The sequence below is a fragment of the Roseovarius nanhaiticus genome, from assembly GCF_900156535.1.
Classification (GTDB): domain Bacteria; phylum Pseudomonadota; class Alphaproteobacteria; order Rhodobacterales; family Rhodobacteraceae; genus Roseovarius; species Roseovarius nanhaiticus.
In genome coordinates, this window is the sequence record NZ_FTNV01000004.1 from 215,838 (window position 1) to 227,633 (window position 11,796).

Here is an 11,796-nt window from a genome sequence, read left to right on the forward strand (position 1 = left end):
CTCGACACCTATTTTAATGGCGTTGCACGTTCGTTCCCGCACCCGTCAGTCCACCGCTGCTGGCCAGTTCCTGCGCGGCCAGGACGACTTCGACCCGATTGCGCACATCAAGCTTTTGCATCAGCACGGTCATATAGTGCTTCACTGTCTTTTCGCTGAGCGACAGCGACAGAGCGATTTCCTTGTTGGTACATCCCTGAAGAAGGAAGCGTAGGACGTCCTCTTCCCGGCTGCTGAAACGGACCGCTGGCACAGTGCGCGCCCGTGCATTCACCTGCAGGCCCGCCACCACGTTCGCAGCGACACGCGGCGACATATAGGTTTCACCCTTGTGGACTTGCCTGATCGCGTCGGTCAACTCATCCAGCGTGCTGCCTTTGAGCACGTAGCCCAGAACCCCGGCCTCGAGTGTTGCGATTGCGGTGTCTATATTGCCGGACGCAGTGAACGCGACAAGCCTGGTCGTCTTGTGGTCATTGACCACGGTCGTAATCGCCTCGAGAACACGCCCGGGCATGTTCAGATCAATCACCATGATGTCAGGCTTCATCGACCTTGCGATGTCGACCACGTCATTGGCACATGATCCAACGCTCACGACTTGAAATTCATCGTTTGATGAAAAGAGCTGACAGATACCCGAAAGCAATACCGGATGATCGTCAACGAAGGCAATTTTGACAGGCTTTACGCACTCCATACAGATGCCTTTAAAAATAAAAAATGCTAAATCTTTACGTGCTCGCAGGACAACAATCTGCAGACCCCCTAGCATATCACCATCGCACCAGCGGATCAATGCCGATTCACAATTTCACTATTGACACATTAAAACAAGCCCTTGGCGCGAATCTGCGTTTCCATTGACCCAGCCGAGTCGACCCCTGAGATTAAGCCGACATACGCGAACTTTGAGTTTCACCAGTGTCGCGAGGGACTACCTGTGCGGCGCAAGAATCAAGAGAGCGATTAGCAACCCGTGGATGATGGGCGATCGGCGCAATGTGTGCTGGCATTATTGATGGCTTGCACCATCAGAATGCGCTGCCTGCTATTGCACACTTCTGCTTCTATTTCGCTTCCGGCGTGCGTAGCCGTTAACGCGCCAATACGACAAGCTTAAGCCCGTCTATGTTTTTGCCTTAGAAAGCCAGGTCATTTCTGGAATCGAAATCGATAGGTTTTCGTGAAATCTATGAGTGTTAACGTGGCTGTCTGACGCTTTGAGAAGCGTATTTCATCCGAAGCCCAGTACATGGTTCGTCACCGGCGGATCGTATGACAGAAGTCATGGAATAACAGGATATTGGCGTTGGTATGATCGCCACGGCTGAGCCGGTGCAACTACCCGTAATGAGCCATCGTTGATAATGAAGCTTGGAGGCATGCGTTCAAAAAAGGCGCAAGGCGATCATTCGATCATCCGGAATGCCAACCTTCGACTTGGAGATCTTTGCTGAATGCCGAAGGCGCATAGCTGGCAATTTCTTTTTTCCGGTAGTTGGTTGCGCGACGATTCAAGATGCTCATCAAACCAACCGCTAGGATACGGCACGTGGGCCCCGCACGGTTTTGCGCCATAACAACGCCGCAGTGAAGAATTTGGCGCCGACTTTCTTAAGTGGCCGCCCTGACATTCATTAAGTTATGAAAATCAAGTGCGGCGTCCGTCATGATGCCTACTTGAAGCCGGACTTGACACTTCCGAGGCCTGAAGCGGTGGCGTGGATCGCGTCAATGATGCGGATGACCCGAGCGGGGAGCACGCGGCCGCGGCGAAACACAATCCATAGGTCGTGGTGGCAACGCATCGGAAGCTCCACGATGCGAATACTGTCTTTTTCGGCGAAGGCTTCGACGCCACTTCTTGGAAGGAGCGTGTAGCCGATGCCGCTGGCGACAGGCGCGGGGATCTGGCTGATCTGATTTATGAAGGTCCGAACCCGCAATCGCTCCGCGCCCTTGAAGGTCTCGGAAAAGTTCAGCGAGAAGAGCTCGTCTGCGTAGGTGAACCCATCGGGGTGTGCGACGAAACCCAGATCATCCAAGGCCTGCAGGTCGGTGGGTGAGGTCGCGTTGCCTGCTGGTAAGACGAGGCAAAGTTCTTCTTGCCCAAGATGCCGCGCGTCCAGACGCGGGTGATCCGGCTTTTGGTCCGCGATGCCAAGGTCGAACCGCCCCTCCACTACTCCGGTAACAACCTTGTCTTGCGGAGCCGCCTCAAGGTGAACGGTCAGGTCGGGTGATGATCGCATCAGTGAGAAAAGATGAGGGTACAGCAGCATGGCGAAACTCCCGGAACAGGCAACGCCAACCTCTCCGACAGTGGGATCATCCGACTGGATTGCGTGGAGAAGGGCCTTTTCCTCGGCGCGCCTGGACTGACCAACCGACAGCACAGCCTCCCCTGCGGCCGTAAGAGTGAAGGTCTTGCCGTGGCGCGAGATCAGCGGCTGGCCAACCTGGCCCTCAAGCTTGCGCAGGTGTTGCGATACGCCGGGCTGAGTCATCGCCAGTTTCGCCGCAGTGCGGGTGAAATGGCCGGTTTCAGCCAGCGTCGTGAAGGTTTCCAACCATTGGGCATTCAACAGATTCATTAGATTTTGTTATCTTTATTTGTACAAATCATTATTTTTATTAACAGAAACGATCGCCTATGTCTCGTGTCAGTAGAAACAAAAGGATCACATCATGCTGCCGACACCGCGCACATTTTCGCACATCGGATTATCGGTCCCGGACCTGGACGCCGCCGTGAAATTTTACACCGAAATTCTGGGGTTCTACACCATCATGGAGCCGACAGAGATCGTCGAGGACGACAGCGACATCGGTCAGATGTGCTCAGACGTGTTTGGCGTAGGTTGGACGCGGCTGCGCATTGCGCACCTGGCGACTGCCGACCGGATCGGGTTTGAGCTATTTGAATTCGACGGCAACACGGCCCCACAGGACAATCTGCCCTTCCGCCAGCACGGTACGTTCCATTTCGCAATCCAAGATCCCGATCTCGAAGGTCTGCTGGCAAGAATCGTCGCCGCGGGCGGCAAGCAGCGCATGCCAGTGCGCGAATATTTTCCCGACGAGAAGCCTTATCGGATGGTCTATGTTGAAGACCCGTTCGGCATCGTGTTCGAGCTTTACAGCCACAGCTACGAGCTGACCTATTCAGCTGGTGCCTACACCTGACCCGTTCAGCCTTACCAAACGTTAAGCGCGGCGTGCCTCTCTTGTTCAGTGGCGGTTAGATCCACACGTAAAAGTCGACACTCAATAAATTGGAAATCTTATGGCCCAATCCGACACCGAGAACCGCATGTTCGTCCTGGCCGAGCGTCCAGAGGGCGCGCCAGACGACAATACCCTGCGCCTTGAAACCGCTAAATTGCCCAGCGCTGGGCCCGGCCAGATGCTCTTGCGCAACGAATACCTGTCCCTCGATCCCTATATGCGGGGTCGGATGAGCGACGCGCCCTCCTATGCTCCGCCAGTCAAGATCGGCGATGTGATGGTAGGCGGCACCGTAGCTCAGGTCGTCTCATCGGACGTCGACGGCTTTAATCAAGGCGACTGGGTGGTCGCTTTTGGCGGCTGGCAGGACTACGCCCTGTCCGACGGCAAGGGCGTGATCAACATGGGCAAGTCGCCCGAAAATCCGTCTTGGGCGCTTGGCGTCCTCGGCATGCCAGGCCTGACGGCTTGGGCCGGACTGACCCAGATCGGGCAGCCGAAAGAGGGTGAAACGCTGGTCGTCGCCGGAGCGAGCGGGCCGGTGGGCGCGACGGTTGGTCAGATCGGCAAGATCCTCGGCTTGCGCGTTGTCGGGATCGCGGGCGGCGCCGAGAAATGCAGCCACGTCGTGGACACCCTCGGCTTCGACGACTGCATCGACTACAAGGCCGACGGTTTTCCCAAGGCACTCGAAGCGGCGGCCCCCGATGGCGTCGACATCTACTTCGAAAATGTCGGCGGCGCGGTCTTTGACGCGGTTCTGCCGTTGCTCAACCCGTCGGCTCGGATCCCGGTCTGTGGGTTGATCTCGCAGTATAACGCGACCTCCCTGCCGGACGGTCCGGATCGTTTGAGCCTGCTCATGGGCACGATCCTGCGCAAGCGGATGACCCTACGCGGCTTTATCGTCTTTGACGACTTCGGTCACCTATACCCAGAGTTCGCCAAGCAGATGGGCGAGTGGGTGACGCAAGGAAAGATCAAGTATCGCGAGGAAATGATTGACGGACTGGAACAGGCACCCGCAGCGTTTGTTGGCCTGCTCAATGGTGAGGCTTTCGGCAAACGCGTCGTCAAGCTGAGCGGATAAGCACCCCTGCACTCAGATGAATGAACCGATACAAATTGTATGGCATTGACAACGCAAAGTTAATTGGGCTGCACTGGCAAACAGACGGGTTTCTGACTCGAATAGTTTGCCAGGGCGTCCTGACCATTCAATGAAGCCAAGCCATCTCACGCTGGCTTCAACCAGTTACAGGCAGCCGCGACTTCGCGCGAAACGCAACGGCGACGATGCCCAGATCAACGCGACTCGGCGTCTACAGGCGGCGAGACCGCGCGAGAGGATCTCCACAAACCCAAGACCCTGTCGACTGTGTCAGCCGAGGCTAATGGCGCAGTCTCTTTCTCGGCCTCGGCCACTTAAAGAATCTCGCAAAAGACACGGCGGCACCGCTCCGATCGGGGCCTTCGCCGCAAGCAACTGTCCTGTCAGAGCTGCTTGCCACGCGCCGCCTATGTCCACGCGCCCCAAGGGCGGAGATGGCACGTCGCTAATATGGTCAGGCAAGACGGTTCCCTTCGGCGTCGATGATCGGCGCGCCATCCTCTTTGGCCAGAGGGCCTGGCGGCAGGACGTCGAGAAGGTCGAGCACAGTCTCGCTCGGGCGGCAGAGGCGCACACCCTTAGGCGAGCAAACGATGGGGCGATTGACCAGGATCGGATGCGTCAACATCGCAGCCAAGATGGCTTCGTCGCTGACGGACGGATCGAGCAGGCCAAGATCCTTCGCCGGAGATTTCGTCGTGCGCAGTGCCGTGCGCGGCGTCAGACCGGCCGCAGCAAACAAGGCCAAGAGTTGCGGTCGGGTCCAGCCTGTCTTGAGATACTCGATGACCACCGGCGTCTCGCCCGAAGCCTCGATAATCGCAAGCACGTTGCGCGAGGTTTGACAGTCCGGATTGTGATGAATGACGATGCTCATCACGCGCCCTCCTCGTTGGGAAACCAGTGCTTCGTCCGGTTCGCGAAGGCAACAAGGGATAGCATGACAGGCACTTCCACCAAGACGCCGACCACTGTTGCCAGCGCCGCACCCGAACCGAGGCCGAAAAGGCTGATCGCGACGGCGACGGCCAGCTCAAAAAAGTTGGACGTGCCGATCAAGGCGCAGGGCGCGGCGACATTGAATGGGATGCCCCAGGCCCGGGCGGCGCCATAGGCCGCAAAGAAGATGCCATATGACTGGATCAGCAGAGGCACGGCAATCATCGCGATGACCAGCGGACGGTTGAGGATGACCTCGCCCTGAAACCCGAAAAGCAGCACGACAGTCACCAGCAGCCCTATGATCGAAAAGGGCTGCACGCGGCTCTTGAAGGCGTCGACCCCGGCCTCGCCGTCCTGTGCGACAAGACTTCGGCGCGTGAGATAACCCGCGATCAGCGGCAGCATGACATAGAGGCCGACCGACAGCAGAAGCGTATTCCAAGGCACGACGATATCCGTCACCCCCAGCAGAAAAGCAACGATTGGCGCAAAGGCAAAGACCATGATCACATCGTTCAAGCTGACCTGAACCAGTGTGTAATTGGCGTCGCCGCGCGTCAGGTTCGACCAGACGAAGACCATCGCCGTGCAGGGCGCCGCGCCCAGAAGGATCACGCCTGCGAGGTAGGCTTGCGCATCGTCCGGCGGGATCAGCCCTGCAAAGACATAGTTGAAGAACAAAACACCCAGGGCCGCCATCGTAAACGGTTTGATCAGCCAGTTTACGACCAGCGTCACCACAAGCCCCTTCGGTTTATCGCCGACGCGGGCCAGAGAGCTGAAATCCACACCGACCATCATCGGATAAACCATCGCCCAGATCAGGACCGCTACGGGCAGGTTGACCGAAGCGATCTCCAGCGCCGCGAGGTGGCCGAAAAAACCCGGGAACAGGTTGCCAAGCAGAAGTCCCGCACCGATGGCAAGGGCCACCCAAACCGAAAGCCAGCGCTCGAAGGTGCCCAGACCCGCGGCGGTGGAGAATGGAGTGTCGGTCATGGCAGTTTTCCTATGATTGGTGGCAGGCAATTTCGTCAATGACGGGCTGACAGAGCTCTGGACGGCCTGCACAGCAATCCTCCATCAGGAACGCCAGCAGCCCGCGCACACCATCCATGTCGGCGAAATAGCGGATGCTACGGCCTTCCCGCTCGCTCCGGATCAAGCCGGAACGAGCGAGGATTGCCAGGTTGGCCGACATCGTATTTTGCCGAACGCCGAGGGTGTCTCCGATGTCGCCGGCTGACATACCGGCTTCGCCAGCCTTTATGAGCAGGCGGAACACATTGAGCCGCGTCGGTTGGCTTAGAGCGGCAAAGGCCTCGAGAGCGATATCATTATCCATATATCCGGATATATTGATATGATAACCGACTGTCAAGTTCAGTCGCCGTGCAACGTCAGATGATCAGCCGCGCCCGAGCTGCCGACTGCCTGGAGTCTGAAGATGGTGCGCCCCGTAGCTAATCGCCGCTATGCGGAAGCTGAGTGGGAGGATGCTGTCGCGAGTGGACGCCCAATGGGCCGATAGCAGATGTAACGCGGAGATACGCGACCGGTATCAAGGTCCACTTAGCTGCTGTGTGCATCGTCCTAAGTACTTCTGCGCCCAGATTTAACGTGGACCTAAACGATATCTCCAAGGGGCCTTGTGAGCTACTCCCGTCTCTTGGACAGGATCTGGCGTAATTTAAGCTACTCATTGCACCTGCTGATCGGGTTGGTGGGGCTTATCGGTGCCTATGTCGACTGCAACCTACGCTTCGCAATCTGGCAGGGATCCGGTTTCGGGAATATCTAATTTGAGGCTGTGGTGACCACATCCGATATGCAGGATGGCCGATGACGCCCGATGTCCGGGACGGCAGGGAAAAGCAGTCTCTGCAACAGACAGTGCGACGCGGACTCAGTTTCATGGACGGGATCAGCTGTCGAGGACCCTTCTGTGCTAAGATGTCTTCATAACCAATGGAGGACGCGATGCGCTATATCACAATCACCACAGGGGAAATCGCTGACGGTACCGATTACAAAGTTTCCCTCCGCGCAATGGAGGAGAAACGAATCCCTGCGCTTAAGGGTTTTGGAGCTAGCCGCGTCACGGTGGTCCGCACGAGCGACCGAACCAGCGCCGCGATCACAGAATGGCCTGACAAGGCCACGCGAGACGCGGCTGAGCTGAAAATCGAACAGGTTCGTCGATCTTTGCACCGGGAGGATATGACGCGCATAACAGGTGAAATGAGGGGAGAAATCGTGGCTGACCTCTGACGCAAGGGGCAATCGCCGGACATAACGCTTGTTGCAACAGAGGCCACCGGCCAGCCGAACGCTTACAATTGCTTGTGACTTCTGTCGACCGAAAGCAAGAACACGTCACTTGAGGAACAATGGCCGCTGACGCTGAGCGTCCGGTCAATAGGTGTAGCACGTCATAGCGAAAGCTAACTTCTGTCCCGCATTCCAAACCTTGTTGCTGGCCGCATCCAAGGTCTGAAAGGAGCCCATCCTGCAAGGATTTTCGCTCGCAGAGAGTGGCTACTTTCGGTTGCAGGGTTGCCGGCCTTAAGCGCCCTTCTGATCCCAAGAATGGCTGGTGATGTCTAAATGCCAATCTGCGGATTCCGTTTGAGCAAGCGCGTCTTTCGGCTCGGTCCGAGCCAACCCAAGCGTCAGGCGGCGCGGCGCAGATCGCTAATCTCATTTGCCAGGTCTTGCGCCAGCCGCTGCATGGCTACGGGGTCCGTTTCCCGCTGAGCCTGGATCTTCAATCCGAAGACATAAGTCTGCATCCGTCGGGCCAGGCGGGCCGGGTCTGCATCGGCGGGCAGTTCGCCCGCCGCGCGAGCCTTGGTGAAGCCATCCTCTAGGAGGCGGAGGATTGTCTCCAGGTGCGCCAGCACGAGGCCGCGCAGGTCCGAGTGATCGCTCTGAATTTCCAGCAGGGATTTGACCAACATGCAGGCGGTCGAGGGCTTGTCGCACGGCTCAAGCCCGCCCAATGATAACAGATAGCCGCGCAGTGCTATTAGGGCCGAGGGTGCATCGGAGATCATCGCAGCCAGTTCCGCCTCCATCCGTCCGGCATAGAGGTCAAGTGCGGCACCAAACAACGCCTCCTTGCTCTGGAACGCCGCGTAGATCGAACCGGGCCGCATCTTCAACGCAAGCTCCAGATCCTTGAGGGATGTCGCGGCATATCCCTTGACCCAGAACAGGGTCATCGCGGCATCGAGGGCCGCATCGCGATCGTATGTCGGTGCGCGGGGCATGGTTCCGGATACACTTTTGGGTATTCGGCAGATAGCCCGAAAGCCACCTCTCACTAACATTTGAGCGATCACTCTTTTATTACTTGAGTGATCGTTCAAGTATTGACACATCTGCTCCCATCACCGTCGCACGAAGCGATAGCATAGGAGACTTTCATGTCCACACTCGACCGCCTTGACGAATCCAACGCACCCGAAAAGTCGATCCCGCTGATCGAGAAATCAAAGGCGGCCTTCGGGCGCCTGCCGGGCCTGCATAGCGTGCTGGCCGGATCGCCCGCCGCTTTTGAAGGTTACCAGGCTCTACACCGCCTGTTCGCCGAAGAGACCGCATTCGATGCCGACGAAAAGACAGTCGTGTGGCAGACAATCAACGTCGAACACCAGTGCCATTATTGCGTGCCCGCCCATACCGGCATCGCGAAGATGATGAAGGTCAGTGACGAGATCTCGGACGCGCTGCGGGATGAGACGCCGCTCCCGACGCCGAAGCTGGAGGCGCTGCGCACTTTCACGCTCGCAATGGTGCGCGAGCGGGGCAACATCGATGATGCAACCCTTCAGGCGTTTTATGACGCGGGCTTCGCGCAGCGCCATGTGCTGGAAGTCATCCTTGGCCTCGCCCAGAAGGTAATGAGCAACTACACCAATCACATCGCGAACACGCCCGTCGATGCCCCTATGCAGAAGTTCGACTGGGTGCCGAAGGCGGACCGGTAAGCTTTGCGGTCCCGGCGATCACTGATCGTCGGGGCATCACCCACGGAGTAAAATCTATTTATTGAGACGCTGAACCAAATTGCGGATCAATCAAGAGTCCTTTTATGCCACATAGCACGCACCAGCACGAAAAATGCCGAGCGAAGAGCCAATAACCGCTTTTTTGAAAGCTGGACCGCAGCGACAGCGAATTGGGTCAGGGTCAGGAATGAGCCGAAAGAACACGACCATTGTGGAGCGCGCTGGCTCGGGCGCGTAGTCACCGGTCCATCATCAGTGGCAATCCCAGATTACACGGCCGCAAGTGTCCCGGTGAGTTTCGGCAATAGACCCAGCTCAATCCAAAATGTTGAGCCCTTTCCTTCGACCGAGCTGAACCCGATTTCTCCGCCCAGCAAATCAATTAGCTGCTTCGAGATGCTCAAACCCAAGCCACTGCTCTTGGTGGAACCCGTGGTACCCGGGTTGAGCTGATGAAAGGGCAAGAAGATTGCTTTTTGTCGGTCAACGGGGATGCCCATACCATTGTCGGTGATCTCTATCCGCGCTTTCTGGTCAATTTTTTTCAATCTGATTTCCACGACGTCGCCTGAGGTCGTAAATTTTGTCGCGTTGGAAATCAGGTTGACCAGAACCTGACTGACGCGGGTGCTGTCCGTGAAGGCTTTCACCTCCTCTCCAGGAGTGGTCACTTTATATCGAACGTCGTGCTTGTCGGCGTAGGCGTGGCAACTTTCTACCGCCGCGGTGACGACATCATTCAGATCTACGTTTTTTCGCTCCAACGAGACCTTACCCTCGCTCAAAGCCTGAGCATCGAGTATATCATTGACCAACGCCAGAAGCCGGTCTCCATTGCGCATTGCCAGATCAAGCAGCTTGAGCGCGGTCTCATCCGTCATCGTGTCCGCAACCCGGCGCTTCAATAAAGCCAAGCCGCCGATAATTGAGGTCAGCGGCGTCCTCAACTCGTGACTCACGATGCTCATGAAATTCATTTTCATGCGAGCGGCCGAAGACGCTTCCTCGGCAAGTATGCGCATTGCGGTTTCAGAATTCTCGGCAGCTTTGACTTCAAGCAGGAGCATAAAAATGAAGATGCCCAAAAGACCGAGGACCGTCACGCTAAGATAAGCGACCGCATTGGACAGAAAGAGAAGACCTTCTCTGAATTCGGCCATCGCTCCGGATTTCGCCTGCGAAAGCGCGAGCAAGAAATTTCTGATCGAGAGATCAAAGCCTTCCAAGGCCAACAGAATACTTTGAGCCTGCTCATCGCGTTCTTCGGCGGTGAGGCGATCCGTATTGAGACCATTGATTGCAGGTTCCAATCTCTTGAACGTGGCCTCAAGATCCGCAACAACGTCGGCATCGATTTCAAATTTTTCAATGAGTTCCGGTAGGGTACCCTTCTGGAGGATATTGATGCGGCTCCATGCGATGTCATACCGCATGGCCACTTCTGCCGGTGATTTATATCCAAGCGCATATTCGCCAACGGCTTTTTCGAGCCTTAACAATTCAAACTGCAATTGTGAGGCGACCCATAGAGGATCACTCTGCTCGGCAGTTTTGATTTGCTGGACGCCGTCGTCCAATTTCGAAATCACCGTGATTCCAAAAGTGACTGCCCCGGCAAACAAGAGCAAGAGCAGGCCGCGAATATATCTCCTGTATGGAGTTATTCGACCGAGATGCTCTTCAGCTGCCATACCAACCTATCGTTGTAAATTTCGTCACGAAGCTCCGGATTGTCGTCCATAGGGTAGATAACCCAAACCGGTCCCTTGTCACGAACTGACATCGGCTCACCGTTAAGCAAGACGGCCAGGATGACGTCATACTCAAAAGCGTCCACAGCAGGCACTTCCGAGGAAAAATCGTTGAGCGCGACCATTCTGAGGGTCGTATCGCGGCTCACCTCCATCCCCTCGAGGATGGAGCGCAGGCTCGGCCCTTGGAAGGTGGTTACCACGTCAACGAAGTCGTTTTTCGTCACAATCGTTGTCTGCGGCATCGCAAGGATTTCTTCGAGGGTAAAGCTTTCCACTCTATCTTTGGTTGTGACGGTAAGGATGTCCTGTGCGTCGCTCAAGGTTGGTGCCGCGAGCAGAAAAGCCAACACGCCAATGAAGAAAGTTTTCTTAATTTGCATCATACAATCCCAGATGTTCTGGTCGGTAGCGCTTCTTCGTAACACAACTTCATGTCATTATTTTGTCGCTTTAACCTGCGGCATTCAATTGTGACAGGAATGACCCCATCGAGTGGTCCAGGGCTTTCGGAGAATGCACTTAAATTGTGGATCAAGCAGATGGTTGGCAGCGATCACCGTGAAACCGGATGGCGGCCGGACACGACTGGAGTGCCAACGCAAAAAATCACCCGAAGGTGACTGTTAACGCACTGTAATTTTGCAGTATTTTTGGTTGCGGGAGTAGGATTTGAACCTACGACCTTCAGGTTATGAGCCTGACGAGCTACCGGGCTGCTCCATCCCGCGCCATTTGCGCCTCACGT

Annotated in this window: 12 protein-coding genes and 1 tRNA gene; 4 read left to right on the forward strand and 9 right to left on the reverse strand. The window is 56.4% G+C overall.

What is annotated here, in order from left to right; genetic code table 11:
* Positions 1-13: 13 nt before the first annotated feature.
* Together BW975_RS16665 and BW975_RS16670 are read right to left on the reverse strand one after the other, a co-directional pair.
* Entirely contained in the window at positions 14-799 is a 786-nt protein-coding gene (locus tag BW975_RS16665) for a LuxR C-terminal-related transcriptional regulator (RefSeq protein ID WP_212634899.1), read from the reverse strand.
* A gap of 880 nt (positions 800-1,679) precedes the next feature.
* On the reverse strand, positions 1,680-2,591 hold the full coding sequence (locus BW975_RS16670) for a LysR family transcriptional regulator (RefSeq protein WP_076535502.1): 912 nt from the start codon (positions 2,589-2,591) through the stop codon (positions 1,680-1,682).
* Positions 2,592-2,691: 100 nt separating this feature from the next.
* On the opposite strand from BW975_RS16670, the gene BW975_RS16675 reads away from it, so the two are divergent.
* The gene (locus BW975_RS16675) at positions 2,692-3,189 is read left to right on the forward strand and encodes a lactoylglutathione lyase family protein (protein ID WP_076535481.1); all 498 of its coding nucleotides are present in this window, start codon (positions 2,692-2,694) and stop codon (positions 3,187-3,189) included.
* A gap of 100 nt (positions 3,190-3,289) precedes the next feature.
* The gene (locus BW975_RS16680; protein WP_076535482.1) at positions 3,290-4,321 is read left to right on the forward strand and encodes an NADP-dependent oxidoreductase; all 1,032 of its coding nucleotides are present in this window, start codon (positions 3,290-3,292) and stop codon (positions 4,319-4,321) included.
* Between the two features lie 475 nt (positions 4,322-4,796).
* Here BW975_RS16680 and arsC read toward each other — a convergent pair whose 3' ends face one another.
* Genes arsC through BW975_RS16695 form a run of 3 tightly spaced genes read right to left on the reverse strand, consistent with a single transcriptional unit; the run spans position 4,797 to position 6,629 of the window.
* Positions 4,797-5,219: an arsenate reductase (glutaredoxin) gene (arsC, locus tag BW975_RS16685; protein ID WP_076535483.1), complete on the reverse strand. Its 423-nt coding sequence runs from the start codon at positions 5,217-5,219 to the stop codon at positions 4,797-4,799.
* Entirely contained in the window at positions 5,219-6,283 is a 1,065-nt protein-coding gene (arsB, locus tag BW975_RS16690; protein ID WP_076535484.1) for an ACR3 family arsenite efflux transporter, read from the reverse strand. Before arsB ends, arsC begins: the two co-directional genes overlap by 1 nt.
* A 10-nt stretch (positions 6,284-6,293) precedes the next feature.
* Positions 6,294-6,629 (reverse strand): ArsR/SmtB family transcription factor, encoded by a 336-nt coding sequence (locus BW975_RS16695; protein ID WP_076535485.1) that lies wholly within the window; start codon positions 6,627-6,629, stop codon positions 6,294-6,296.
* A gap of 635 nt (positions 6,630-7,264) precedes the next feature.
* Between BW975_RS16695 and BW975_RS16700 the strand changes: the two genes are divergently transcribed.
* The gene (locus BW975_RS16700; protein ID WP_139194261.1) at positions 7,265-7,555 is read left to right on the forward strand and encodes a hypothetical protein; all 291 of its coding nucleotides are present in this window, start codon (positions 7,265-7,267) and stop codon (positions 7,553-7,555) included.
* A 401-nt stretch (positions 7,556-7,956) separates the two neighbouring features.
* On the opposite strand, the gene BW975_RS16705 is transcribed toward BW975_RS16700, so the two are convergent.
* The gene (locus BW975_RS16705; protein WP_076535487.1) at positions 7,957-8,556 is read right to left on the reverse strand and encodes a TetR/AcrR family transcriptional regulator; all 600 of its coding nucleotides are present in this window, start codon (positions 8,554-8,556) and stop codon (positions 7,957-7,959) included.
* Between the two features lie 156 nt (positions 8,557-8,712).
* Between BW975_RS16705 and BW975_RS16710 the strand changes: the two genes are divergently transcribed.
* Complete coding sequence (locus BW975_RS16710; RefSeq protein ID WP_076535488.1) at positions 8,713-9,276, forward strand: carboxymuconolactone decarboxylase family protein; 564 nt, start codon at positions 8,713-8,715, stop codon at positions 9,274-9,276.
* Positions 9,277-9,566: 290 nt separating this feature from the next.
* Here BW975_RS16710 and BW975_RS16715 read toward each other — a convergent pair whose 3' ends face one another.
* The 3 genes from BW975_RS16715 to BW975_RS16725 all read right to left on the reverse strand — a co-directional run bounded on the left by BW975_RS16715 (position 9,567) and on the right by BW975_RS16725 (position 11,779).
* On the reverse strand, positions 9,567-10,988 hold the full coding sequence (locus BW975_RS16715) for a sensor histidine kinase (protein WP_083687169.1): 1,422 nt from the start codon (positions 10,986-10,988) through the stop codon (positions 9,567-9,569).
* Positions 10,958-11,431 carry a putative pterin-binding protein gene (locus tag BW975_RS16720; protein ID WP_076535503.1) on the reverse strand — a complete coding sequence of 158 codons (474 nt, stop codon included), beginning with the start codon at positions 11,429-11,431 and terminating at the stop codon, positions 10,958-10,960. The genes BW975_RS16715 and BW975_RS16720 overlap by 31 nt, the downstream gene beginning before the upstream one ends.
* 271 nt (positions 11,432-11,702) lie before the next feature.
* Positions 11,703-11,779, reverse strand: a tRNA-Met gene (locus BW975_RS16725).
* Between the last annotated feature and the right edge of the window lie 17 nt (positions 11,780-11,796).

What these genes read in the sequence shown, in the direction of transcription:
- BW975_RS16675 (WP_076535481.1), top strand. Translation starts at nt 2,692, where the DNA reads ATGCTGCCGACACCGCGCACATTTTCGCACATCGGATTATCGGTCCCG.
- BW975_RS16715 (WP_083687169.1), bottom strand. Translation starts at nt 10,988, where the DNA reads ATGGCAGCTGAAGAGCATCTCGGTCGAATAACTCCATACAGGAGATAT.
- arsC (WP_076535483.1), bottom strand. Translation starts at nt 5,219, where the DNA reads ATGAGCATCGTCATTCATCACAATCCGGACTGTCAAACCTCGCGCAAC.
- BW975_RS16680 (WP_076535482.1), top strand. Translation starts at nt 3,290, where the DNA reads ATGGCCCAATCCGACACCGAGAACCGCATGTTCGTCCTGGCCGAGCGT.
- BW975_RS16695 (WP_076535485.1), bottom strand. Translation starts at nt 6,629, where the DNA reads ATGGATAATGATATCGCTCTCGAGGCCTTTGCCGCTCTAAGCCAACCG.
- BW975_RS16700 (WP_139194261.1), top strand. Translation starts at nt 7,265, where the DNA reads ATGCGCTATATCACAATCACCACAGGGGAAATCGCTGACGGTACCGAT.
- BW975_RS16710 (WP_076535488.1), top strand. Translation starts at nt 8,713, where the DNA reads ATGTCCACACTCGACCGCCTTGACGAATCCAACGCACCCGAAAAGTCG.
- arsB (WP_076535484.1), bottom strand. Translation starts at nt 6,283, where the DNA reads ATGACCGACACTCCATTCTCCACCGCCGCGGGTCTGGGCACCTTCGAG.
- BW975_RS16720 (WP_076535503.1), bottom strand. Translation starts at nt 11,431, where the DNA reads ATGCAAATTAAGAAAACTTTCTTCATTGGCGTGTTGGCTTTTCTGCTC.
- BW975_RS16705 (WP_076535487.1), bottom strand. Translation starts at nt 8,556, where the DNA reads ATGCCCCGCGCACCGACATACGATCGCGATGCGGCCCTCGATGCCGCG.